A 22,499-nucleotide genomic window follows, 5' to 3' on the forward strand; every position below is an offset into this window, starting at 1 on the left:
CGGGAACCATGGGACAAATGACTCCATGGCTCTGACCGTTCGACCCCCCCACGTTTTTTAGCGTTCTCTGAAAAAGTGACCCCGGCACCGGTTCCTGGGACGACATGTTCCAACTTTTCTCCCCCCTAGCGGTCACTCGTCCGGACCGGCCTTAACAGCCGCTCTAGTGGACAGCTGACTCCATGGACCCATCCGCGCAAGGGTGTGGTCGTTGTCGTTCAATGCGCCCCAGATATTGTCCAGCAGAGGCAGAAGCTGATCACGCAGGCGCGGGGCGCTGGGGATGAGGCGGGCGGCCGCTATAACATACATGCTGTCGCCCATCGCAGCCACGTGCCAAGCTGCGCTTGGTGCGTGTTCCAGACGTTCATCAAGTCTTGGATTTGCTGGACGAGAGCGGGAGTGATTGACCCGCTCATGGCTTAATCGCCTTGGGTGGAAGCCGCTTCGTTGGCCCGCTCAGCTTCTTGCTGTGCGAACTGGCGACCGAGTTCGATGCCGTGAAGGACGGCTCGCACTTCGTTGAGGTTTTTGCTCGTCATTTCCAGTTGCTCAGTGAGCAAGGCCTTTTGGGTCAGGAGCGACGATTGCTGTTGGATGATCTGCTGGATTTGCTCAGCAGCGGAAGGGTTCGACATAGTTCTCCAAGGCAGTTGAAGGTGTTGTTTTATTTATGGTTTGGGCGAAAGCGATAAGTCCGCTCACTAAGTTCAGTTGATGATGGGCTGCTCAATCTCTCCACCGCCGCCGCCCGGTCCGCCGGGGTCGATTTCCCCGCCGCCGCCACCGCCGCCTGTGCCCCCGCCGGAGCCAACGCCCCCGCCGGAGCCAACGCCCGCGCCAGAGCCGGTGCCCGGCCCAAGGTTGGAGGTGTTGTTCTTCATCTCGGTCAGCTTGCCGTAGCGAGCCGTCACCGATTGGGTGCTCATGTTGCCGACGTTGAAGAAAATCTGGACGTAGTAGTGCCAGTTGCCGCTCTCGCCGGGGCGGTCGAGGAACTTGATGATCCACGCATCCTCGGATTGCATGATCGACACCATGAGGACGAGGACCGGATCGGGATCGCCGATGGTCAGGAGCGGACTGGTGGCGCGCATTTCGTCACGGTCGCCGGGGCGCAGATCGGCGGCGATGACTTCCAGCCATGCGTGGACCTGCTCGGCCGACACTCCGGCGAGGTTGTGGAATTTAATCATGATTTATTTTGATGCCGCTGTTATCAGAGGGCGTCTGAAACGGGGGCGAAAATGAAGTTGATGGCTTGCGCCGTGATGGCGATGTCGTTGGTGGCTGGCGCCGCTCACGCGGGAGATTGGCGTGTGGTTGGAGCTAGCGATAATGCCATCACTCTAATTGACGCCTCTTCGTTACGCTCCGGCACTTATTCGACATCAGCTTGGGTTGGTTTTATTTATGGGTCGGACCGGACTAATACTGACCCTGATCCTGACATAGATTTCGCTGTCGTTCGGACTGAGTTTATTTGTTCCTCTGGAACTATGCGAATGGCCTATCTTTACAATTATCGAGCCGACGGCTCTCTAGTCAGAAGCTCTGAAATGACTGAAGGCTTTAAAGTCCCTCCCCCAGATTCGTTGGGTAACAGTGTAGTTCTTGCTGCTTGCGACGGTGAATTTTCATCGGACACAATCGCTTCGACTCTTTCAGAAATGTTCAATGAAGAAAGCAAGGCCGCTGCTCGCGCCCGGCGAGGCCGAAACTAACCGCCCGAAGGCGGTCAGCTTGTTCTTGAACGGTTGTGATACTGCGCTTCCCACTCTGCGCTGACGAAGGTCGAGCCGACATGGGTGTCATTGCTGATGCGGATGCGGGCCGAGGTGTTCTGCCCGTAAACCTGAAATCGGTAACTTCCCGTTCGATAGGCAGGGACGTTCAGTTTCAGGCTCTCCGAACCAAGGGTCTTGCCGGTGAATTCCGCCAGCTTGGCGGGTAGCACTTCCTCAACGGTCGGATTGAAACCGTGGGGTGAAACCTCAGTCTTGAAGTAGGCCGTGCCGGTGAAGTTCACGGTGAAGGTCCGAAGCTGGGTTCGTCCCGTGGTGATGGCTTCGCCGCGCTGGGTGCGGACATATTGCGTCGAGAACTCGAAGGCGAAGTCATAGCCTTCGCCGATCACCACCTTAGCGGCTCGCTCGTCACCCGGAACCGAGACGACCGTAGCGGCCACCCATTGGTAGGTCTCAGGATCGATCAGCGTCTCACGACGATTCACGAACCCGTCGCCCCGCACGATTTGGAAGGTCGAGCGGTTCGGCGCATAGGGCAGGACAAACTCAGTCCGATCTTCGGCCGTATGGTAGGTGCCTTGGACAGCGGCCCGGCGATCCAGATGGACTTGGTTGGTCGTCTCCTTCGGATGCGCCCCCGGCTGGAGATCGATGCGCTCCAGATACAGGCCATCGTTGCGGTTGATGACGAGGTAGAGGTAGCCCTTGAGGTAGGCTCCGCTGACGATCTTCGTGTCAGCCGGGAACGCCCATTCCCGGACGTAAAACCCGCACCGAGCCCATCCGGTATGACAAGCGCAGATACAAACGACGCAACCGCATCGAAATCATGTTCGGTCTGACGTGCCTCTGAGTTTTCATCCAGCGGCGACCAGAGTCCTTGGGTTAGTTACGCCTCGCAGCGTGGGGTGAGCAACAGGCCGGGCCGCGCAGCTTTCATACTGCGCAGCGGGTCGGCCTGTTGCGGTCAGGCTGGCGGCAAAAGCCTCCGGGGTGAGGTAGCCGATCGATGAGTGCGGCCGGCGTGTGTTGTAGTCCAGCGCCCAGGCAGCGACCTTCTGGGGGTCGTTTGCGGGAGAGGGCGAAATCCTACGCTAAGGCTTTGGCCAACGATATTCTCCGGTAAGATTGATGTGTTCCCAGGGGATAGGAGAAGTCGCTTGATATCTAGTATGACGTCTGTCGCACCTGCTTGATCGCGGCCGCGATAGCTAGATCGCGTTGCTCCTCTTCTCCATCCGCGTTCCAAGCTGCGGAAAGGCACCCATAAGCGTACGCCTGGTCGAGCAGGCGACGCGGATCGACGTCCAGCGCACGAGAGAATGCGTCCGCCATCTGTGCAATGCGTCTAGGATCGAGACAAAGGTCGTCTCTGTCAGCCGGATCGTAGAACATATTGGCGGCGCCAAAGCCCACTTCACCGACCAGACCGACGGGATCTATCACCAGCCAGCCGCGACTGGAGAACATGATGTTTTCATGATGCAGATCGCCATGTAGCCCACGCAGTTCCGAGGCATTGCTCATCATTTGATCGGCTATAATCGCCGCGTGGACGTAGTCAGTTTGACAACCTGCGTTTTGATCATCGCGCGCCCGCTGAAACAAAGCTGCAAAGCGATCCCGGATCGGGAGAAGGGCAGAAGGCAGGGGTTCCTCAGATGCGGCATACAGCTTCGCCATTAGTTCCGCTGCAATTTCGGTCGCCTGGTAGTCGCCGTGCTCGGCAACGATGTGAGAGAGCATTCGCTCCCCGGCATATTCGAGCAACATCAGATTGTTCTCACGACCGAGCAACCGGACTGCTCCCCTCCCATTGCGCCATACCAGATAGTCGGCCCCGCGCAGTTCATCAGCAATGTCTTCTATAGGTTTCAATCCCTTGACGATTGCAGGAGTCCCGTCTGGCAATGAAACTTTCCAAACGAGGCTGGAAAAGGTGTCCGCAATGAGAACAGGTTGCGAAACGTGCCAATGAGCAGGAAAAACAGGCGGCATGAACATCAACCCCAAGTCAGAGGGTCCAATCGCAGATAGAAGGCAAGGCGTTCGCGGTCGGGGGCTTCGATCCCCAATACATTGAATAGGACAGCGAAGGCGCGCTCTGCTTCATCTGGCGCTGCCCAGTTCTCTTCGGCGTTAGCAATCATGAGTGCCAAATCGGCATAGCGATCTGCTGTTCCGAGCCGCCCAAGGTCGATCAGACCCGTGCATTGAAGAGTTTTAGGGTCCACCATGAAGTTCGGCATGCAGGGATCACCATGGCAAACAACCATATCGGTGCGCTCTTGGTCGAGCCGCACCGGTAGCTCTCGTTCGACACGAGCCAAAAGATCGAGCTGCGGCGTACTCTTGTCCTCGTCCGGTAAGAAGTCGGGATTGACGGCATTGCGGGACACCACATCAACGGCGCGTCCGAACATTCGCGACAGCCTGCGCTCAAACGGACATTGATCAACCGATAGGCTGTGAACAGCGCCAAGTTGCTGCCCCATTGACGGCCACGCTTTGAGCAAATCCGCTCCAGACAGATCAGCCGCCGGTACTCCCGGAATTGCCGTTATCACCAAGCATGCACCCTCCTGTTCCTCCTGCCAGTTGATCACCTCGGGGCAAGCCACACCTCGACCTTTGAGCCAAATGAGGCGGTCACGCTCTCCAGCGAGCTCACCGCGGCGGGAAGCAGGTGCGATTTTCGCGAAGGCATGCCCGTCACCACGTCGAAAAACAAAATCACCAGATTCTCCGCCTCTGACAGGCAACCAGTCAGAATGCGATTCACCAAAAAAAATATTAGTTCGATTCAATGGAGGTTCCTTCAGTTTTCTGATGAAGCGCGGAGGTGGCTCAACCTGCGAAAAGAAACGAGTTGCTACGTAAGTCCGAGAACATGCTTTCCATGGTCTCTGAGCTCGCCTTTGGGACCGACATATCGGTAGAGAGTGACGCGCTCGATGCCGAGTTCCTTGCAGAGATCGGAAACTGAAGTATCGCGCTGGGCCATGGCGGCTTGCGCGAGACGCACCTGAGCTTTGGTGAGCGCGAATTTTCGTCCGCCCTTGCGACCGCGCGCTCTCGCGGAGGCGAGACCCGCCATGGTGCGCTCTCGGATCAGATCCCGCTCGAACTCGGCCAAGGTGGCGAAGATTCCGAACACCATGCGACCGGACGCAGTCGTGGTGTCGATCTGAGCGCCCTTTCCAGTCAGAACCCGCAGGCCGATCTTGCGGTCTGACAGCTCCTTCACCGTGTTGACCAGATGGGCAAGCGATCGTCCGAGGCGATCGAGCTTCCAGACCACCAGCACATCGCCGTCACGCAATGACTTGAGGCAGGCAGTCAAGCCAGGGCGATCATCACGACCGCCGGAAGCAAGATCATCATAGATATTGTCCCGTTCGACACCTGCGGCGCGCAAGGCGTCGTGCTGCAGGTCGAGAGACTGCGAGCCATCGGCTTTGGAGACGCGGGCATATCCGATCAGCATGTATCACAAACGTTGGTTTGAGGCGGCGCTTCGGCCACGATTGCATTGACCTCTGGAAATGTATCTCAACCAGCTTCATAAACAAAGCGTCTTGAACGCTATCAGATTTTGAAAAAGGAACATGTATGCCGCGTCGCGTCACTCTAACCGATCGGCAGAAAGACGCGCTGTTGCGCTTGCCGACTTCACAGACGGATTTGCTCAAGCACTATACGCTGAGTGATGAAGACCTTGGGCATATCAGGCTGCGTCGGCGCGCTCACAACAGGTTCGGCTTCGCCCTGCAATTGTGTGTCCTGCGCTATCCCGGCCGGGTGCTGGCTCCAGGCGAACTGATCCCTGCAGAGGTCATCGAATTTATCGGAGCGCAGCTTGGCCTGGGTGCCGACGATCTCGTAGACTATGCTGCCCGCGAGGAAACACGGCACGAGCATCTTGCCGAGTTACGGGGGCTCTACGGCTTCCGCACCTTCTCCGGACGTGGTGCGAGCGAGCTGAAGGAATGGTTGTTCCGAGAAGCCGAGATGGCGGTGTCGAACGAGGATATCGCCCGTCGCTTCGTAGCCGAGTGCCGACGCACCCGCACTGTCCTTCCCGCGACATCCACGATCGAGCGGCTTTGTGCCGCGGCTCTCGTCGATGCCGAGCGACGCATCGAGACGAGGATCGCCAGTCGGCTGCCTATGTCGATCCGAGAACAGTTGCTGGCATTGCTCGAGGAGACGGCTGATGATCGGGTGACCCGTTTTGTGTGGCTGCGCCAGTTCGAGCCTGGCTCGAACTCTTCGTCGGCCAACCGGCTGCTCGACCGGCTCGAATATCTGCAACGCATCGATCTCCCCGAGGATCTGCTTGCCGGCGTTCCTGCCCATCGGGTGACTCGTCTGCGCAGGCAGGGTGAACGGTATTATGCCGACGGCATGCGCGATCTCCCGGAGGACAGGCGGCTTGCGATCTTGGCTGTTTGCGTCTCGGAATGGCAGGCGATGTTGGCCGACGCAGTGGTCGAAACCCACGACCGGATCGTCGGCCGTCTCTACCGTGCTTCGGAGCGTATTTGCCATGCAAAGGTCGCAGACGAAGCGGGGGTGGTGCGTGACACCCTGAAATCCTTCGCCGAGATCGGGGGCGCCCTGGTCGATGCACAGGATGATGGCCAGCCGCTGGGCGATGTCATCGCGAGTGGGTCAGGGTGGGACGGCTTAAAAACCCTTGTTGCAATGGCAACCAGGCTGACCGCCACCATGGCCGACGATCCGCTCAATCATGTGCTCGACGGTTATCACCGCTTCCGCCGATACGCTCCACGCATGTTGCGCCTGCTCGATCTGCGAGCTGCGCCCGTTGCACTGCCGCTTCTGGAAGCGGTGACGGCCCTTCGTACCGGTTTGAACGATGCCGCGATGACCAGCTTCTTGCGGCCCAGCTCGAAATGGCATCGCCACCTTCGGGCCCAGAGGGCTGGCGACGCTCGCCTATGGGAGATCGCGGTGCTGTTCCATCTGCGCGATGCGTTCCGCTCCGGAGATGTCTGGCTTACTAGGTCCCGGCGCTATGGCGATCTGAAACACGCACTCGTTCCGGCACAATCCATCGCGGAAGGCGGTCGTCTCGCTGTGCCATTGCGGCCGGAGGAATGGCTGGCAGACCGGCAAGCTCGCCTCGACATGCGGTTGCGCGAGCTTGGCCGTGCCGCTCGCGCAGGCACGATCCCGGGCGGGTCGATTGAAAACGGCGTTCTGCATATCGAGAAACTCGAAGCCGCCGCGCCGACAGGCGCCGAAGATCTGGTGCTCGATCTCTACAAGCAGATCCCGCCCACGCGCATCACCGATCTCCTGCTGGAGGTGGATGCGGCGACCGGCTTCACCGAAGCGTTCACCCATCTGCGCACAGGAGCACCCTGCGCTGACCGGATCGGGCTAATGAACGTTATCTTGGCGGAAGGGATCAACCTCGGCTTGCGCAAAATGGCGGATGCGACAAACACCCACACCTTCTGGGAATTGATCCGCATTGGACGGTGGCATGTCGAGGGCGAAGCCTATGACCGGGCGCTGGCCATGGTGGTCGAGGCACAGGCAGCGTTACCCATGGCCCGGTTCTGGGGCATGGGCACGTCGGCTTCGAGCGACGGACAGTTCTTCGTCGCTACAGAGCAAGGTGAGGCCATGAACCTGGTCAACGCGAAATATGGCAATACCCCGGGCCTGAAAGCCTATAGCCACGTCTCCGACCAATATGCGCCGTTCGCAACCCAGGTGATTCCTGCAACGGCAAGCGAAGCGCCTTACATCCTCGATGGCCTGCTGATGAACGATGCTGGACGCCATATCCGCGAGCAGTTCACCGACACGGGCGGCTTCACCGATCACGTCTTTGCCGCATGTGCCATTCTCGGCTACCGGTTCGCTCCGCGCATCCGCGACCTGCCATCCAAACGGCTCTACGCGTTCAATCCGTCGGCCGCCCCGGCGCACCTGCGAGCGTTGATCGGCGGAAAGGTCAACCAAGCCATGATCGAGCGCAATTGGCCCGACATCCTGCGCATCGCCGCCACCATTGCTGCCGGGACCGTCGCGCCAAGCCAGATTCTGCGGAAACTCGCCTCCTATCCGCGGCAGAACGAGCTCGCGACAGCCCTGCGGGAAGTCGGTCGCGTCGAGCGCACCCTGTTCATGATCGACTGGATTCTGGATGCCGAACTCCAACGGCGTGCCCAGATCGGGCTCAACAAAGGCGAAGCTCATCATGCGCTGAAGCGGGCAATCAGCTTCCACCGCCGCGGTGAAATCCGCGACCGTTCCGCCGAAGGCCAGCATTACCGCATCGCCGGCATGAATCTGCTCGCCGCCATCATCATCTTCTGGAACACCATGAAGCTCGGCGAGGTCGTTGCAAACCAGAAACGCGATGGAAAGCTGCTATCGCCCGATCTCTTGGCCCATGTTTCGCCGCTCGGATGGGAACACATCAATCTCACCGGAGAATATCGCTGGCCAAAGCCTTAGCGTAGGATTCCGCCCCCTCCCGCAAACGACCCCAGTACGTCCGCCTGCTTGATCACCTGGCTTCGTCGCGTCCGCTCTCGTCCCAGGACAATGTCCATCGGCACGCTGCGTCCCGCATATCGGGAGAGATCGATCGGCTCCAGGTCGAAGAAACCCGCGAACTGCTCATAGAGGCCGGCGCCCGGGTCGAAGCCTGTCTCTATCGTCTCGGCCGCGATGCGCCACTGGTCGATTTCGCCCGCCTCCAATTCCAGTTGGTCGGAGAGTTCTGTCCAACGCCGGGGCCACCGACTCTGAAGAAGGGAAGCTGCTTCGATCCCGCGATAGATGTTCCAGCGCGCCATAAGATTGGTGAAGGCGTTGTCGTCGATCCCCTCGTGATATTCGTCTGGTCCGATCACATTGCGGATGTGGCGGCGACCGTCCGGCTCTGGAACGGCGCGGCTGACCCAGAACCGAGCGGTCTCCAGCAAAATTTCAGCGCCCGCTTCGCGTAAAAATCCCTCATCCCCGGTGGCGATCCAATACCGCCAAACGCCGTAGGCCACATCCGCGCTGATGTGCTGCTCCCGCGTTCCGGTCAGGATGCCGAGAACCTGGCGATCCGGCGCGATGGAGAAGGGGGGGGCGGCCTCATCTCCGGTGTCGGCCGACTCCCATGCGTACAGGGCGCCGCGCCAGCCCAGACGCGCCGCCTTCCGCCGGGCGGCCTCTAGAGTGTGGAAGCGATACATCAGCAGAGCACGCGCCGCTTCGGGCCAGACGGCGCAGTAGAAGGGCAGCAGAAAGATTTCCGTATCCCAGAAGACATGCCCCCCATAGTCGCTCCCTGTGAGCCCCCGAGCGCCAATGGAGACATGGGCGTCGCTTGGATTGGCGGCGCTGTTGAGATGGTATGCGGCGAAGCGCAGGGCGCGCTGGGCTGCGGGGTCGCCGTCGATCTCAATGGCGCTGCAGGCCCAGCGCTCTGACCAGGCCGTCTCATGATCCGCGACCAGGCCTGCCGGGCCGCGCCGGACGGCACGGCTAAGCGCTGAATGCGCGGCGGCGGCGGCGTCATCGCCGGCGCGGGCGACACTGACTATGCGCTGGAACTCCACCACCTGACCGGGCTGGGTCTTCCACGCCCAGACGGAGCGCAGGGGGCCAATCATTGTCGGCGCTGACGTCCATCCATCGATCTTCAGAGTCGGGGCCGTTGTGATGGCGATTTCGATGCCCGACCGTCGCGTTCGCCACAGCGTCAGGCCCGGCTCAGTGACGCGGTGAACCAGGCCGTGATGCGCCCCGTCGAGCGACGCTTCCAGGACCACCTCCTGCGCGCCGTCCAGCATGTCCATCCGGATCAGCTGAAGTCCTATGGCGCGATCCCTGAGCGACACGAGACGAAGCGTGCGGGTGCGGGCGCGCAAGCCGCCGACGACGTGGATGCAATCGCTGAGGACCATCCCGCGGCGCATATCCAGCTCCATCCTGTGGGATGGCGCGTCAGCCGGGTCCTCGACGAAGCCGACGCCGTCGATCTGGAGATGCACCTGCAGCCAGTCAGCGATGGGCAACAGCACAGGGACGCCGCCAGCTTCGCCAGTGCGGTCGAAAAGGCCCGCCACATAGGCGGCGTTCGGGAAGGCCCCCGGCGGCCCCGTGTGAAGGATCGCTCGCCCCTGATGCCGAGAAAGCCGTTGCTGACCGCGAAGCGCGAGGCTTGGCTGCTTTCACGCAGGGGGTCGTAGCCCACCTGCGACAGCCGCCACGTCGGATCGGCGGTTGGGGTGAAAACGGCTTCGGGGACCCAGACTCGGCTCATGCGCAAGCGTCCATCCACAGGCCGCTCGTCAGGCCTTCGATATCGACCGGGTCCAGACTGGACACGACGCGACAGGCGCCGGCTGCGCGGAGGGGGCCGGCGTCGCCCGATCGCGCCACGCCCAGCACCAGGGCGCTCGCAGCGCGCGCCGCCCTCACGCCCGTCGGCGCGTCTTCTACGACCAGGCAGGCCCGCGGCGGGATCCTGAGTTCAGCGGCGGCGCGCAGGACGATCCAGGGATCTGGCTTTCCGGGACCGTCGTCACAGCCGTTCAGATTGACGCTGAAGTATTCTAGCAAGGACCCGCCGTCCGAGCGCTTGCAGCGTCTCAGCATGGCGTCTGCGTTGCGGGATGCGGAGGCGACCGCCATCGGCAGGCCGGCCGCAGCGGCGCGCTCGACAAAACGCAGCCCATCCAGAAAGGGCCGAACGCCGCCGCTTTGGATCAGGGCCTCCAGTCGGGCCTGTTTGCGGACTGCATAGTCGTCAGCCTCGCCTTCGGCGTTCGCGACGCCTAGGGCTTCTAGAGCGGAAACAGCGCCTTGCAACCGAGGCTTTCCGGCGACCTCTTCCCGGTAGATCCGAGAGGTGAACCGCGAAGGATCGACAAGCCCCGTCAGGGCGTCGCGCCAGGCCTGCTCATGAGGAGAATCCAGCAAGACGCCGTCGACGTCCAGGATCAGGGCGCGCACCCCAAACCGATGGCGGCCTGCGTTCAAGATTTCGCCTCCCATGGGCCCAGCGAGAAAACAAGCGACCTCGCGGATTGTCGAGTCTGAGGTCTGCCGCGAGCCGCCGCCTTGACGATGGTCAAGGCGAGCATGGGGAAACGGAGTCTCATGAGGCGACGATCGCCATGTCTCTGTCTGCGCCCGGCATGCGGCTCGTCGAGGTCGCCCGACCGGACCCCGAACCGGGGCCGGGCGAGGTCCGGTTGCAGGTCCGGGCCTGCGGCGTGTGTCGGCCAGATCTTCATGTCGTGGACGGCGACCTTCCTCCCCGGAGAAGACCGCTTGTTCCCGGTCACGAAGTCGTCGGGATTGTGGAGGCTGTCGGCTCGCAGGCGCAGGGGCTCAAGATCGGGGACCGGGTCGGCGCTCCCTGGCTCGCCCAGACTTGCGGTTTGTGCCGATACTGCCGGGATGGAGAGGAGAACCTGTGCGATCATCCCGCCTTCAACGGCTGGACCCGCGACGGCGGCTACGCCGACCAGATGATCGCACGCGCGGATTACTGCCTGCCCATCCCATCAGCCCTGGGCGATGTCGAGGCGGCGCCCCTGTTGTGCGCCGGCCTGATCGGGTTTCGAGCCTGGCGCAAGGCCTGCGAGCACAGGCCGGTGCGTCATCTGGGGCTCTACGGCTTCGGCGCGGCGGCCCATCTTCTGGCGCAACTGGCGATTTTCGAGGGACAGTCCATCTACGCCTTTACGCGGCCCGCCGACGTCGCCGCCCAGGAGCTTGCGCTCACGCTTGGCTGCAGCTGGGCGGGGGGCTCTGATGAAGCGGCGCCTGTCGCCCTCGATGCAGCCGTTATCTTCGCGCCGGTCGGAGACTTGGTTCCCCTCGCGCTCAAGGCGGTGCGCAAGGGCGGCGTCGTTGTCTGCGGAGGCATCTGCATGAGCGATATACCTTCGTTTCCCTATGCCTTGCTGTGGGAGGAACGACGGCTCGTCTCGGTCGCCAACCTGACCCGCCAGGACGGCGGAGACTATCTTCCCCGCGCCGCGCGGGCCGGCGTGCGCCCCACGGTCACGACCTATCCGCTGTTCCGGGCTAATCAGGCGCTTGACGACCTGCGCCGCGGCGCCTTTGTCGGGGCAGGGGTGCTCATTCCGCCGGGTAGATGATCTCTCTGTCGGCTAATCTGGATGGGCGGACGGCCGCCTGCGTTCGAATTCGGCCCTGCGGATCGCAAAACTTGACGTCGATCAAGTCAGGACTGGCGCCAAGGCGCGATGATTGGGCCAAGCCGCTGGTGATGCGGCTTTTCAATATCATGCCGGAGGAGGCCGCTATGAAGGCGCTTGTCTACAAAGGGCCCGGCCAGAAGGCGCTCGAGGACCGTCCAATCCCCGTAATCCAGGCTCCTGACGACGCCGTCGTCAAGATGGTCAAAACCACGATTTGCGGCACCGATCTGCATATTCTCAAGGGGGATGTTCCAACCTGCGCGCCGGGGCGGATTCTGGGCCATGAAGGCGTGGGGATCATCGAAACGGTCGGCGCAGCCATCACGACCTTCAAGCCTGGGGACCGGGTTCTCATCTCCTGCATTTCGTCCTGCGGAAAGTGCGATTACTGCCGCCGGGGCATGTATTCCCATTGCTCGACGGGCGGTTGGATCCTGGGAAACGCCATTGACGGGACCCAAGCCGAATACGTTCGAATCCCTCACGCGGAGACCAGTCTCTATCCTCTGCCTGATGGTGCGGACGAGGAGGCGATGGCGATGCTCAGCGACATTCTGCCGACGGGCTTCGAATGCGGGGTTCTAAACGGCAAGGTCGCGCCGGGCGCGAGCGTCGCCATCGTCGGGGCGGGGCCGATCGGGCTGGCCGCTCTGCTGACCGCCCAACTCTACTCTCCCGCCGAGATCATCATGATCGATCTCGATGACAACCGTCTGGACGTTGCGCGTCGCTTCGGCGCTACGCAGACAATCAACAGCAGCGCCGTCGATGCCGCCGACCAGGTTTTGAAGCTCACCGGAGGGCGCGGCGTCGATACCGCGATTGAAGCGGTGGGCATCCCGGCCACCTTTGAACTGTGCGAGTCCCTGGTGGCTCCCGGCGGCGTCATCGCGAACATCGGCGTCCACGGCAAGCCGGCCCAGCTGCACCTGGAAACCCTATGGTCGCGCAATATCGCCATCACGACCAGGCTGGTCGACACCTCGACGACGCCGATGCTCATGAAGACGGTGCAATCCGGAAAGATCGACCCGACCCGCCTGATCACGCACCGGTTCGCGCTCGACCAAATCCTGGAGGCTTATGACGCTTTCGGCCGCGCGGCCGAGACCAAGGCGCTGAAGGTGATCATCAACGCGGGCTGAAGCATCCGACCTTGGCGACAGGATCCCGCTCAGACAGAACGGGCGGGCGCGTCCGGGCGCCGTTGTGTGCTAGCGGGGCAAGGCATCCCGGTGCTTTTCAAAGACGGGGCAGGACAGCGTCGCGCGTGGTTATGTGAACGAGGTCATCGGGCCGCGCCCTCGTCCTTTTGACGGCGGGACATACAGAGCCCGAGTGGGGTTCCATCGTGGCTCGGATGGAAGCCAAGGGCACGCCGGCCTCGGCGGACGACATCGACGCCGTCATCGCGTATCTCGCTAAGGCCTTGCCGCCCAGGTAGCGTCTCAGGAGAAGTAGAGTGTTCGAGTCTCAGCCGGTTTCCGTGGACGAAGTCGTGGTCACAGCGGCGCGTCTGCCGCCGGCGGCGGGGGAGGCGGCCTTTTCGGTCGTGCGGCTGGATGGGCTTGCGCTGGATCGCTCGGCGCGGCTGGACGAGGCTCTGGCCAGCGTGCCTGCGGTCTCCCTGTTCCGACGAACCACCAGCCTGTCCGCCAATCCGACGACGCAGGGGATCTCCCTGCGCGCCATCGCGCCGTCAGGGGCGGGGCGCACCCTGGTGACCCTGGACGGCGTGCCGTTGAATGATCCGTTCGGCGGCTGGGTCCTGTGGTCGCAACTGCCGACTGAGGCCCTGGAAAGCCTCGATATCATACGCGGCGCCGGGGCCGGTCCCTATGGCGCGGGCGCCCTGACCGGGGTGATCCAACTGCGCGAACGGGAACGCGGCGGGGTGCTGGACGCTTCGATCGCCGAAAGGGGCGGGGCGCGCCTGGCCGGGGCGGGCGGGCTCGACGCCGGCCCGCTGCGCCTGACGGGCTCGGCTCTTTATGAGACCAGCGACGGCTATACGCCCGTGCGCGGCGCGGCGGCCGGGGCGGCGGACACGCCGCTGGATCTGACGAGCAAGGCGGCGGCGCTGCGGCTGGACGCGCCGCTGGGCGAGGCCCGTCTGTCGCTGCGCGCCTCGGCCTATGACGAAGAGCGCGGCTCGGGCCTCATGGGCGCGCGGTCCAGCGCCAGCGGCCACCTGCTGTCGGCCACGGCGGCGAAGCGGCCGCAGGACGGCGACTATGGCTGGCGATTGCAGGCCTGGCGACGCGCGAGCGACTTCGCCAACACCTCCGTCGCGGTTGCGGCGGACCGCAACGCGACCACGCCCGCCAATGATCAGTATGAGACGCCTGCAACCGGCTGGGGCGTCAACGCCGCGCTGCGCCGCGCCTCGCGCGATCTGGCGGGCGGGCGGCTGGAATGGGAGCTGGGGGCCGACGCCCGCTTCAACGAAGGCGAGACCCGCGAACGCTTCCGCTTCATGGACGGCGCCTTCGCCCGCGACCGCATCGCGGGCGGCGAGACTGCAGTGGCGGGTCTGTATGGCGAGGCGTCGTGGCGCGACGATCTGTGGCTGGTGGCCGGGGGCCTGCGTCTGGACGGCTGGAACAATAAGAACGGCCGCCGTCTGGAGCGTGATCGGGCCGACGGCGCGGCGACCCTGGACGAGACCGATCCCGACCGCTCGGGCGAGGTGGTCAGCGCGCGTCTGGCGGCGCGGCGTTTCCTCGGCGGCGGCTGGGCGGGGCGGGCGGCGGCCTATTCCGGATTTCGGCCCGCCACCCTGAACGAGCTGCACCGCCCGTTCCGGGTCGGCAACGACCTGACCGAGGCCAACGCCGCCCTGGTCCCCGAGACCCTTCAGGGCGTGGAGGCAGGGCTGGCCTATGAGGGGCCGATCGCGGCCTTCGGCGCGACCCTGTTCTGGAACCGGATCGAGGACGCGATCGTCAATGTGACCATCGGCGAGGGTGCGGGGACTTTCCCGCGCGCAGGCTTTGTTCCGGCCGGCGGCGTGCTGCGCCAGCGTCAGAACGCCGGGACTATCGAGGCGACAGGGATCGAGCTGACGGCGCGCCGCAGCCTGCCCGGCGGTCTGAGCCTGGACGGCGCCGTTTCCGTCACCGACGCCCGCATGGACGGCGGCTCGGCGGCGCCGCAGCTGACGGGCCTGCGTCCGGCTCAGGCGCCGATCTGGAGCGCCACAGCGGGGCTGGACTGGCGCGCCAGCGACCGCCTGACCCTGGCCGCCCAGGCTCGCTATGAGAGCAAACGGTTCGAAGACGATCTGAACAGCCGCGTTCTGGACGCCGCCGTCGCGGTGGACGCGCGCGCCGAATGGAGGCTGACGCCCGCCGCCATGATCTGGGTCGCCGCCGACAACCTGTTCGACGAAGCGGTCGAGGTGTCCGAGACGGGAACCGGCGTCGAGGGCTACAGCCCGCCGCGCAACCTGCGCCTGGGCGTTCGCTGGAGCTATTGAGCGTCTCGACAGACCGGGTTGTAAGCTTTGTCTGGATGGCCTTGCGAACGGAGTGGCTGCATTTTTTCGGCCTCATCCATCCCTTCGTCCGCGAGAGACGATCCGGCGAGGATCGGACTGAAGGGGAGCATTCAGGTCCCTTTCATTTCGCATAATATACCTTAGGCGACAACCGGATCTAACTCCCTACAGATCGTCCACTCCGGCCTCAGCCGCTGCGCGCACTTCGTCTTTCAGCCAGGTCACGAACGTCCGTGCGGCCGCCGTAGCCCCGCTGCGTTTGATTAGGACGTGGTACGCGAAATCGGTCGTCAAGGCTCCATCGGCGAACGGCGCTACCAGTCGGCCAGCCGCCAGGTCGTCGGCGACGAAGGCGTATGGCGCCAGAGCGACGCCCTGACCGTGAGCCGCTGCTTCGATCGCCAGGGCTGTCTGATCGAAACGCGGTCCAGCCTGAACATCGATGTCGCCCAGCCCGCGTGCTTTCAGCCAGGCGCTCCAATCCGGGCGCGGCTCTTCCAGTTCGCTGGGCCTCAGGTGGATCAACACATGCTGCGCCAGATCAGCCGCTTTTCGCAGCGGCCTTGAGCCCGCCATCAGGCTGGGCGCGCAAACCGGCGTTACGTCGGCGTTCAGAAGATATTCGGATCGCACGCCAGCATAATCGCCCCGGCCATAGCGCACCGCGACATCGACCCGGCCTCCGCTGACGTCAGCCAGCCGCATGTCGGCCGACATCCAGACCTCGACCTCGGGATGGGCTGCCGAGAAGCGCGCAATGCGCGGCGCCAGCCATTTGGCGGCGAACGACGGCGGCACGCTGATCGACAGGGCGTGGCGACGCTCTGGACGATAGAGCAGGTCCCCTGCCCGTTTCAGATAGTCGAAACCGTCGCGCAGCAAAGGATAGAGCTCGGCGCCCAGCTCAGTCAGGGCGATCTGACGGCCATCGCGGTGAAACAGAGGCGCTCCGGCGTGTTCCTCGAGGATGCGGATCTGCTGGCTGACGGCGCCGGGCGTGACGGACAGTTCCTCGGCCGCGCGAGTGATGTTCAGGCGTCTGGCCGCCGCCTCGAACGCCTTGAGCGCATTCAGCGGCGGGATGCGGCTTTCCTGCGCGGATGGGGTCTTGCGGCGCGTCATCTCAGCTCATCCACTGGGGCGTGGGCAGGTTTCGAGCGGCCAGGAAGGCCGGGTCATAGATCTTGCTGCCGTAGCGCTGGCCAGAGTCGCACAGCACCGTCACGATGGTGCGGCCGGGGCCAAGATCGCGGGCCAGTCGGATGGCGCCGGCGATGTTGACGCCGCTGGACGGGCCAAGCGACAGGCCTTCTTCTCTCACCAGGTCGAACAGGATTGGCAGGAATTCGGCGTCTTCGATCCGATAGGCATGGTCGACTGACAGGCCCTGCAGATTGCCCGTGATGCGGTTGACGCCGATGCCCTCGGCGATGGAAGTCCCCTCGCCTTTCAGCACGCCCTCGGTGAACCAGCTGTAGAGCGAGGCGCCCGGCACGTCGGCCAGACCGATGCGCACATCAGCCTTGCGTTCGCGCAGATAGGCGGCCGTGCCTGCAAGGGTTCCGCCCGAACCGACGGCGCAGATGAAGGCGTCGACGCGGCCGTCGGTCTGTTTCCAAATCTCCGGGCCGGTGGCCTCATAGTGGGCCAGGCGGTTGGCCTGATTGTCGAACTGGTCGGCGTAGAAGGCGCCGTTCGGTTCGCTTTCGTTCAGTTCTTCTGCAAGACGCCGTGAAAAATGGACGAAGTGGTTGGGGCTGGCGAAGGGCGCCGGATCGACCTCGATCAGGCGCGCGCCATGAAGGCGGACGGCGCGTTTCTTCTCTTCGGTCTGGGTGCGCGGCATGACGATGACGACGGGGTGGCCCAGGGCCGCGCCAACCAGCCCCAGGCCCACGCCCGTGTTGCCGGCCGTGCCTTCGACAATTGTCCCGCGGGGCCTGAGAGCGCCAGACGCCCGCGCGGCCCGGATGATGCTGAGCGCGGCGCGATCCTTGATCGAGCCCCCGACGTTCAGAAACTCGGCCTTGCCCAGAATTTCACAGCCCGTCGCCTCCGAGGCGCGCTTGAGGCGCACCAGAGGCGTGTTGCCGATCAGGCCGAGGACGTCAGGCGCGACAATCATGGAAAATCCGAACCATGGGGAGGAGCGCTCCTCTTAGCCACAGTTCAGATTTTCTAACAACCGGCCTTAGATGTGGATGACGCGTCCATAGGCGTCGAGCGCGGCCTCGTGCATGGCCTCGGACATGGTCGGGTGCGGATAGACGATGCCGTGGATGTCTTCCTCGGTCGCTTCCATGGTGATGGCGGTGACGTAGCCCTGGATCATCTCGGTGACGTCGGCGCCGATCATATGGGCGCCGATCAGGGCGCCGGTCTTGGCGTCGAAGATGACCTTGACGAAGCCTTCGGTTTCGCCCGCCGCGATGGCCTTGCCGTTCACCTTGAACGGGAAGCGGCCGATCTTGACCTCGCGCTTCTCGGCCTTGGCCCCCTGCTCCGTCACGCCGACCGAAGCGACCTGCGGCTGGGCGTAGGTGCAGCCCGCGATAGGCGAATGGACGTTCGGCGTCTTGTAGCCGGCGATGTGTTCGGCGGCGTGAATGCCTTCGTGCGACGCCTTGTGCGCCAGCCAGGGCGCGCCGGCGCAGTCGCCGATGGCGTACAGGCCCTTCACATTGGTCTGGCAGTGGCTGTCGGTCTTGATATGGCCGCGGTCCAGTTCGACGCCCAGCGCCTCAAGGCCGATGCCGTCGGTGTTGGCGGTGATGCCGACGGCCGAGATGCAGACCTCGGCCTCCAGGCTTTCGACCTTACCGTTGATTTCAAGATCGACCTTCACGCCCTTGGAATCCTTGGAGACCTTCGTCACCTTGGCGCCGAGCTTGAACTTGATGCCGCGCTTTTCGAAGCCCTTCTGAGCGGCCTTGGAGACCTCCTCATCTTCGACCGGCATGATGCGGTCGACGGCTTCAATGACCGTCACCTCGGCGCCCAGGGCGCGATAGAAGCTGGCGAACTCGATGCCGATGGCGCCCGAGCCGATGACCACGAAGGTCTTGGGCAATTTCTTCGGCGCCAGCGCGTCGCGATAGGCCCAGATCTTGTCGCCGTCGGCCTCAAGCCCGATCTGCGGCAGGGCGCGGGCGCGGGCGCCGACGGCCAGCATAACGGTCTTGGCTTCGATCGTGCGCGAGCCGCCGGCCTTCAGAGCCACGACGACCTTGGGCGCAGCGGCGCCTTTCTGAAGCTTGGCCTCGCCCTCGATGACCTCGATCTTGTTCTTCTTCATCAGGAAGCCCACGCCCTGATTCAGCTGTTTTGCCACGCCGCGCGAACGCTGGATGATGGCGTCGAAGTCGAAGGACGCGCCCGAGGCGGACAGGCCGTAGTCCTTCAAATGCGACAGGCTTTCGAACTTCTCGCCGGACTTCAGCAGGGCCTTCGTCGGGATGCAGCCCCAGTTCAGGCAGATGCCGCCGAGGTTCTCGCGCTCGACGATGGCGACCTTCTGGCCCAGTTGGCTGGCGCGGATGGCCGCGACGTAACCGCCGGGGCCCGAGCCGATGACGACGAGATCAAATTCAGCAGCCATGATCAGATCAACTTTTCGATGTCGGCCTTGATGGCCTCGGGTTCAGTCTGGGGCGAATAGCGCGCGACGACGCGGCCTTCGCGGTCGGTCAGGAACTTGGTGAAGTTCCACTTGATGGCGCGCGAGCCGAGGAAGCCCTTCTTCTGGGCCGTCAGCCAGGCGTAAAGCGGGTGGCGCGCCGGTCCGTTGACCTCGACCTTGTCGAACAACGGGAAGGTCACGTCGAAACTGCTGGCGCAGAAAGCCACGATTTCCGCCGCCCTGCCCGGCTCCTGCTGGCCGAACTGGTTGCAGGGAAAGCCCAGGACTTCGAACGGCGCGTCAATCAGATCGCGATGCAGCTTCTCCAGCCCGGCGTATTGGCCGGTGAAGCCGCATTTCGACGCCGTATTGACGATCAGCAGCGCCTGACCGCGAAAGCGGTCCAGCGACACGTCCGCGCCATCGATGGCCCGGGCGGAGAAGTCATAGACGGACGCCATGACCTCTCGGCTCCCTTACGCCAGCATCGCCACGGGATCTTCGATCAGCGGCTTGAACACCTGCAGGAAGCGAGCGCCCGTCGCGCCGTCGACCACGCGGTGATCGCAGGTCAGGGTGACGGTCATGACCGTGGCCACGGCCAGTTGACCGTCCTTGACGACCGGGCGTTGTTCGCCGGCGCCCACGCTCATAATGCAGCCCTGCGGCTCATTGATGATCGAGGTGAACTGCTTGATGCCGAACATGCCCAGGTTGGACACCGAGAAAGTGCCGCCCTGGAACTCTTCCGGCTTCAGCTTGCGCTCACGCGCGCGCTTGGCCAGGTCCTTGGACTCGGTCGCGATCTGCGCCAGGCCCTTGGTCTCGGCCTTCTTGATGATCGGGGTGATCAGGCCGCCGTCGATCGCCACCGCCATCGAGACGTCAGCGTTGTGGTGCATGGCGATGCCTTCGGGGGTGTAGGAGGCGTTGGCCTCCGGCACCATCTTCAGCGCCAGAGCGGCCGCCTTGATGACGAAGTCGTTGACGGAGACCTTGATCCCCTGCGGCTCCAGCATCTTGTTGACCTTGGCGCGGACAGCCATCAGCTGGTCGATCTCGACGTCGATGAACAGCGGGAAGTGCGGCACGTTCTGAACGCTGTCCACCATGCGGCGGGCGACGGCCTTCTTCATGCCGTCCAGCGGGATCAGGTCGTAGGTTCCGTCCGCAATGCCCATCTGAGCCAACGACAGAGCCTTGCGCGGTTCAGCGGAGGTCGCGGGCGCAGCAGCGGCGGCCGGTTGAGCGCCGCCCTTGCCTGCGGCCTCCACGTCGCGCTTGACGATGCGGCCGTGCGGGCCGGTCCCCTTGACGGTCTTCAGGTCCAGACCGGCCTGGGCGGCCAGACGGCGCGCCAGCGGCGAGGCGAAGATGCGTCCGCCGTCGTCAGACTTCGGCGCGGCCGGAGCGGGCGCGGTCTCAGCCTTGGGAGCCTCCGCCTTCGGCGCTTCAGCCTTGGGGGCCTCTGCCGGAGCGTCAGCCTTCTTGGGCGCGGGCGCCACATCGTCGCCGGACAGGCGGGCGATCGGCGTATTGACCTTCACGCCCTCAGAGCCTTCCGGCACCAGGATTTCCAGCACTTCGCCTTCATCGACAGCTTCCACTTCCATCGTCGCCTTGTCGGTCTCGATTTCGGCGATCACGTCGCCGGCCGAGACGGTGTCGCCGACCTTGACGTGCCACTTGGCCAGCACGCCCTCTTCCATCGTCGGGGACAGGGCTGGCATCAGGATATCGGTCATCAGGCGTTCCCCGCTTGCGGTGAAACCGGCTCGGCGACGGTGCGGACGTTATCGGCCTTGATCACGTCGCTGAGCCCTTGAAGGATGCGGTCATAGGCGGCCTTCTCATTGTGGCCGTGACGCACGGCGTAGCCATGCGCCATGTGGCGCGCGGCATAAGCCAGCAGTTCCCCGAACTTGATGGGGTCGGCGAAGGCGGGCTTCACCGACATCACCGGCTCGTTGTTCGACCACCACATGCGCAGCAGCTCGACCGCAGCGGCGTCAGCAGCGACGCTGTCCGGCACGGCCAGTTCGAACTCTGCGGCCTCCGTCACGCCATCACCTTCTTCACGGCGGCGACGATCTTGTCGACGCCCGGCAGAGACAGGGCCTCCAGATTGGCGGCGTAGGGCAGCGGCACGTCTTCCTGGTGCACGCGCAGCGGCGGGGCGTCCAGGTAGTCGAAGGCGTGCTCGATCACGCGGGCGACCACTTCGGCGCCGACGCCCATCGGACCCCAGCCCTCTTCGGCCGAGACCAGGCGGTTGGTCTTCTTGACGCTCTCGACGATGGTCTCGTGGTCCAGCGGACGCAGGGTGCGAATGTCGACGACCTCGACCGAAATGCCCTCGCCGGCCAGTTGTTCGGCGGCCTGCAGGGCGAAGCCGACCATGCGGCTGTGGGCCGTGATCGTCACGTCCGTACCTTCGCGGCGAACCTTGGCCTTGCCGATCGGCACGATGTAGTCCTCGACGTCCGGGACGTCGAACTCGTGGCCGTACATCATCTCGTGTTCGAGGAAGACGATCGGGTTCGGGTCGCGGATCGCAGCCTTCAGCAGGCCCTTGGCGTCGGCGGCGTCATAGGGCGCCACGACCTTCAGGCCCGGGATCTGAGCGTACCAGGCGGAATAGTCCTGGCTGTGCTGGGCCGCCACGCGCGAGGCCGCGCCGTTGGGGCCGCGGAACACGATGGGACAGCCCATCTGGCCGCCCGACATGTACAGCGTCTTGGCCGCCGAGTTGATGATGTGGTCGATCGCCTGCATGGCGAAGTTCCAGGTCATAAACTCGACAATCGGCTTCAAGCCCGCGAAGGCGGCACCGACGCCCAGGCCGGCGAAGCCGTGCTCGGTGATCGGGGTGTCGACCACGCGGCGGTCGCCGAATTCCTGCAACAGGTCGCGGCTGACCTTATAGGCCCCCTGATACTGGGCGACTTCCTCGCCCATCAGGAAGACGTTCTCGTCGCGGCGCATTTCTTCGGCCATGGCGTCGCGCAGCGCGTCGCGGATGGTCGTCTTCACCAGCTTGGCGTCCGCCGGAATTTCCGGGTCACGCAGTTCGACCTTCGGTTTCACCGGGGCGTCGGCGGGCGCGCCTTCCGCCTTGACCTCGGGGGCGGCGGCCGCAGCAGCCTCGGCCTTGGGCGCGGGCGCAGCAGCGCCGTCTTCGCCCGCCAGGCGCGCAATCGGCGTATTGACCTTCACGCCCTCGGAGCCTTCCGGCACCAGGATTTCGAGGACCTCGCCCTCATCGACGGCTTCGACTTCCATCGTCGCCTTGTCGGTCTCGATCTCGGCGATCACCTGACCGGCCGACACGACGTCGCCAGCCTTGATGTGCCACTTGGTCAGCGTGCCCTCTTCCATCGTGGGGGACAGCGCCGGCATCAGAATGTCCGTCACGT

General features: G+C 63.8%; 20 protein-coding genes and 2 pseudogenes. 6 read left to right on the forward strand and 16 right to left on the reverse strand.

Annotated elements, in window-relative coordinates; all coding sequences use genetic code 11:
- Positions 1-422: 422 nt before the first annotated feature.
- Both ACLBV5_RS01985 and ACLBV5_RS01990 read right to left on the reverse strand, forming a co-directional pair.
- Entirely contained in the window at positions 423-638 is a 216-nt protein-coding gene (locus ACLBV5_RS01985; protein WP_303698347.1) for a hypothetical protein, read from the reverse strand.
- A gap of 72 nt (positions 639-710) precedes the next feature.
- Positions 711-1,196, reverse strand: coding sequence for a hypothetical protein (locus ACLBV5_RS01990; RefSeq protein WP_447604668.1), 486 nt, complete (start codon positions 1,194-1,196; stop codon positions 711-713).
- A gap of 81 nt (positions 1,197-1,277) precedes the next feature.
- On the opposite strand from ACLBV5_RS01990, the gene ACLBV5_RS01995 reads away from it, so the two are divergent.
- A complete protein-coding gene (locus ACLBV5_RS01995) occupies positions 1,278-1,724 on the forward strand; it encodes a surface-adhesin E family protein (RefSeq protein ID WP_368933455.1) in 447 nt (148 codons plus the stop codon).
- Between the two features lie 14 nt (positions 1,725-1,738).
- Here ACLBV5_RS01995 and ACLBV5_RS02000 read toward each other — a convergent pair whose 3' ends face one another.
- Positions 1,739-2,476 carry a phage nozzle protein gene (locus ACLBV5_RS02000; RefSeq protein WP_447604915.1) on the reverse strand — a complete coding sequence of 246 codons (738 nt, stop codon included), beginning with the start codon at positions 2,474-2,476 and terminating at the stop codon, positions 1,739-1,741.
- A 23-nt stretch (positions 2,477-2,499) separates the two neighbouring features.
- Between ACLBV5_RS02000 and ACLBV5_RS02005 the strand changes: the two are divergent.
- A pseudogene (locus tag ACLBV5_RS02005) lies at positions 2,500-2,586 on the forward strand (IS5/IS1182 family transposase); the annotation flags it as partial.
- Positions 2,587-2,605: 19 nt separating this feature from the next.
- Here the strand turns inward: ACLBV5_RS02005 and ACLBV5_RS02010 are convergent.
- The 4 genes and pseudogenes from ACLBV5_RS02010 to ACLBV5_RS02025 form a co-directional block, all read right to left on the reverse strand.
- Positions 2,606-2,809, reverse strand: a pseudogene (locus ACLBV5_RS02010) (integrase core domain-containing protein); the annotation flags it as partial.
- Positions 2,810-2,915: 106 nt separating this feature from the next.
- Complete coding sequence (locus ACLBV5_RS02015; protein ID WP_000480968.1) at positions 2,916-3,752, reverse strand: aminoglycoside O-phosphotransferase APH(6)-Id; 837 nt, start codon at positions 3,750-3,752, stop codon at positions 2,916-2,918.
- Positions 3,752-4,555: an aminoglycoside O-phosphotransferase APH(3'')-Ib gene (aph(3'')-Ib, locus tag ACLBV5_RS02020; RefSeq protein ID WP_001082319.1), complete on the reverse strand. Its 804-nt coding sequence runs from the start codon at positions 4,553-4,555 to the stop codon at positions 3,752-3,754. The genes ACLBV5_RS02015 and aph(3'')-Ib overlap by 1 nt, the downstream gene beginning before the upstream one ends.
- A 65-nt stretch (positions 4,556-4,620) precedes the next feature.
- The gene (locus ACLBV5_RS02025) at positions 4,621-5,235 is read right to left on the reverse strand and encodes a recombinase family protein (protein WP_000904906.1); all 615 of its coding nucleotides are present in this window, start codon (positions 5,233-5,235) and stop codon (positions 4,621-4,623) included.
- A gap of 125 nt (positions 5,236-5,360) precedes the next feature.
- Here ACLBV5_RS02025 and ACLBV5_RS02030 point away from each other — a divergent pair, with 125 nt between their 5' ends.
- The gene (locus ACLBV5_RS02030; protein WP_001138082.1) at positions 5,361-8,246 is read left to right on the forward strand and encodes a Tn3 family transposase; all 2,886 of its coding nucleotides are present in this window, start codon (positions 5,361-5,363) and stop codon (positions 8,244-8,246) included.
- Here the strand turns inward: ACLBV5_RS02030 and ACLBV5_RS02035 are convergent.
- Positions 8,243-9,901 (reverse strand): hypothetical protein, encoded by a 1,659-nt coding sequence (locus ACLBV5_RS02035; RefSeq protein ID WP_447604916.1) that lies wholly within the window; start codon positions 9,899-9,901, stop codon positions 8,243-8,245. The two genes, ACLBV5_RS02030 and ACLBV5_RS02035, sit on opposite strands and share 4 nt — an antisense overlap.
- A 148-nt stretch (positions 9,902-10,049) precedes the next feature.
- Entirely contained in the window at positions 10,050-10,772 is a 723-nt protein-coding gene (locus ACLBV5_RS02040; RefSeq protein WP_447604669.1) for an HAD family hydrolase, read from the reverse strand.
- A gap of 137 nt (positions 10,773-10,909) precedes the next feature.
- Here ACLBV5_RS02040 and ACLBV5_RS02045 point away from each other — a divergent pair, with 137 nt between their 5' ends.
- The 3 genes from ACLBV5_RS02045 to ACLBV5_RS02055 all read left to right on the forward strand — a co-directional run bounded on the left by ACLBV5_RS02045 (position 10,910) and on the right by ACLBV5_RS02055 (position 15,443).
- Positions 10,910-11,902 (forward strand): zinc-dependent alcohol dehydrogenase family protein, encoded by a 993-nt coding sequence (locus ACLBV5_RS02045; RefSeq protein ID WP_447604670.1) that lies wholly within the window; start codon positions 10,910-10,912, stop codon positions 11,900-11,902.
- A gap of 71 nt (positions 11,903-11,973) precedes the next feature.
- Positions 11,974-13,110: a zinc-dependent alcohol dehydrogenase family protein gene (locus tag ACLBV5_RS02050; RefSeq protein ID WP_447604671.1), complete on the forward strand. Its 1,137-nt coding sequence runs from the start codon at positions 11,974-11,976 to the stop codon at positions 13,108-13,110.
- Between the two features lie 317 nt (positions 13,111-13,427).
- Positions 13,428-15,443, forward strand: a complete 2,016-nt coding sequence (locus tag ACLBV5_RS02055; protein WP_447604672.1) for a TonB-dependent receptor — start codon at positions 13,428-13,430, stop codon at positions 15,441-15,443.
- Between the two features lie 186 nt (positions 15,444-15,629).
- Here ACLBV5_RS02055 and gcvA read toward each other — a convergent pair whose 3' ends face one another.
- The 7 genes from gcvA to ACLBV5_RS02090 form a co-directional block, all read right to left on the reverse strand.
- Positions 15,630-16,586 (reverse strand): transcriptional regulator GcvA, encoded by a 957-nt coding sequence (gcvA, locus tag ACLBV5_RS02060; protein WP_278068938.1) that lies wholly within the window; start codon positions 16,584-16,586, stop codon positions 15,630-15,632.
- 1 nt (position 16,587) lies between these two features.
- Positions 16,588-17,589: a cysteine synthase A gene (locus tag ACLBV5_RS02065; RefSeq protein ID WP_447604673.1), complete on the reverse strand. Its 1,002-nt coding sequence runs from the start codon at positions 17,587-17,589 to the stop codon at positions 16,588-16,590.
- A 66-nt stretch (positions 17,590-17,655) separates the two neighbouring features.
- On the reverse strand, positions 17,656-19,062 hold the full coding sequence (gene lpdA / locus ACLBV5_RS02070) for a dihydrolipoyl dehydrogenase (protein ID WP_447604674.1): 1,407 nt from the start codon (positions 19,060-19,062) through the stop codon (positions 17,656-17,658).
- Positions 19,063-19,064: 2 nt separating this feature from the next.
- On the reverse strand, positions 19,065-19,544 hold the full coding sequence (locus tag ACLBV5_RS02075) for a glutathione peroxidase (protein ID WP_447604675.1): 480 nt from the start codon (positions 19,542-19,544) through the stop codon (positions 19,065-19,067).
- A gap of 15 nt (positions 19,545-19,559) precedes the next feature.
- Positions 19,560-20,828, reverse strand: coding sequence for a pyruvate dehydrogenase complex dihydrolipoamide acetyltransferase (locus tag ACLBV5_RS02080; protein WP_445083239.1), 1,269 nt, complete (start codon positions 20,826-20,828; stop codon positions 19,560-19,562).
- Complete coding sequence (locus ACLBV5_RS02085; protein WP_303684139.1) at positions 20,828-21,145, reverse strand: DUF5076 domain-containing protein; 318 nt, start codon at positions 21,143-21,145, stop codon at positions 20,828-20,830. The genes ACLBV5_RS02080 and ACLBV5_RS02085 overlap by 1 nt, the downstream gene beginning before the upstream one ends.
- Positions 21,142-22,497 carry a pyruvate dehydrogenase complex E1 component subunit beta gene (locus ACLBV5_RS02090; protein ID WP_447604676.1) on the reverse strand — a complete coding sequence of 452 codons (1,356 nt, stop codon included), beginning with the start codon at positions 22,495-22,497 and terminating at the stop codon, positions 21,142-21,144. Before ACLBV5_RS02090 ends, ACLBV5_RS02085 begins: the two co-directional genes overlap by 4 nt.
- Between the last annotated feature and the right edge of the window lie 2 nt (positions 22,498-22,499).

This window comes from Brevundimonas sp. M1A4_2e, from assembly GCF_053345555.1.

Bases quoted from the DNA above. Each gene is read 5' to 3' on its own strand.
- ACLBV5_RS01985 (WP_303698347.1), bottom strand. From the start codon at position 638: ATGTCGAACCCTTCCGCTGCTGAGCAAATCCAGCAGATCATCCAACAG.
- ACLBV5_RS01990 (WP_447604668.1), bottom strand. From the start codon at position 1,196: ATGATTAAATTCCACAACCTCGCCGGAGTGTCGGCCGAGCAGGTCCAC.
- ACLBV5_RS01995 (WP_368933455.1), top strand. From the start codon at position 1,278: ATGTCGTTGGTGGCTGGCGCCGCTCACGCGGGAGATTGGCGTGTGGTT.
- ACLBV5_RS02015 (WP_000480968.1), bottom strand. From the start codon at position 3,752: ATGTTCATGCCGCCTGTTTTTCCTGCTCATTGGCACGTTTCGCAACCT.
- ACLBV5_RS02025 (WP_000904906.1), bottom strand. From the start codon at position 5,235: ATGCTGATCGGATATGCCCGCGTCTCCAAAGCCGATGGCTCGCAGTCT.
- ACLBV5_RS02030 (WP_001138082.1), top strand. From the start codon at position 5,361: ATGCCGCGTCGCGTCACTCTAACCGATCGGCAGAAAGACGCGCTGTTG.
- ACLBV5_RS02045 (WP_447604670.1), top strand. From the start codon at position 10,910: ATGTCTCTGTCTGCGCCCGGCATGCGGCTCGTCGAGGTCGCCCGACCG.
- gcvA (WP_278068938.1), bottom strand. From the start codon at position 16,586: ATGACGCGCCGCAAGACCCCATCCGCGCAGGAAAGCCGCATCCCGCCG.
- ACLBV5_RS02065 (WP_447604673.1), bottom strand. From the start codon at position 17,589: ATGATTGTCGCGCCTGACGTCCTCGGCCTGATCGGCAACACGCCTCTG.
- lpdA (WP_447604674.1), bottom strand. From the start codon at position 19,062: ATGGCTGCTGAATTTGATCTCGTCGTCATCGGCTCGGGCCCCGGCGGT.
- ACLBV5_RS02075 (WP_447604675.1), bottom strand. From the start codon at position 19,544: ATGGCGTCCGTCTATGACTTCTCCGCCCGGGCCATCGATGGCGCGGAC.
- ACLBV5_RS02080 (WP_445083239.1), bottom strand. From the start codon at position 20,828: ATGACCGATATCCTGATGCCAGCCCTGTCCCCGACGATGGAAGAGGGC.